Source organism: Thiohalocapsa sp., assembly GCF_019695415.1.
In the GTDB taxonomy this organism is placed as follows: Bacteria; Pseudomonadota; Gammaproteobacteria; order Chromatiales; family Chromatiaceae; genus Thiohalocapsa.
Map to the genome: position 1 here is coordinate 5,198 of NZ_JAIFKJ010000511.1, position 721 is coordinate 5,918.

Genomic DNA, 721 nt, shown 5'->3' on the forward strand with positions numbered 1-721 from the left:
CCCTGCGCCCCGCCTGCTCCGGCCTGGCTCGGGGCCGGCGCCCCGTGCATCGGCGCGTTCCTCACCACCACCGACCTGCGCGTGGCTCGGCTGCTGGCATGCGATCTACGCTACGTGGACCTGCACTATGCGGACTTGTCCGATGCCGTCATCGAGCGCACCGATCTCTCGAATGCCTGCCTGCACAATTGCCTGCTGCAGCGAGCTCGAATCAAGGACTCTCTGCTGATCGAAGCATTGATGAGCGGGTGCGACCTGACGGATGCAGACATCCAGGCCACCCATCTGAATGGCGTAAAGCTGGTGGGCGCGAAGCTCGATGGCGCCCGGCTCGGCGGCGTCGATGGCCGCGTCCCATCGGTGCTGAACCTCGCCAACATGCGCGAGGCCAGCCTCATCGGCGCGGACCTGCGCGGCGTATTGCTTCGCGACGTCAATCTGCACCGCGCGAATCTCACCCGCGCCAATCTCGCAGGCGCCCAGCTGATGGGGGCCGTTCTCCGTCATGCCGACGTGACCGACGCCGATTTCACCGACGTCTCGCTGCTGTCTGCCAGTCTCACCTTCGCCAATTTCTCCAAGGCGCGAAACGCCGACATACCCGCCTTCAAGAAGAACCTGCGCTGACCCCGTAAAACGGGGCCCGCGGGACGGCCGGACGTCCGCCGAAGCGCCCGGCACAGCGAACGCTTGCACAGCATCCGCACTGCGGGAAGTAGAA

1 protein-coding gene is annotated in these 721 nt (G+C 65.9%); it reads left to right on the top strand.

Going from position 1 to position 721, the window contains the following annotated elements:
* Positions 1–627 (top strand): pentapeptide repeat-containing protein (locus I6U14_RS14250; protein ID WP_296900178.1); only part of this gene is annotated, 627 nt, incomplete at its 5' end.
* Positions 628–721 lie beyond the last annotated feature (94 nt).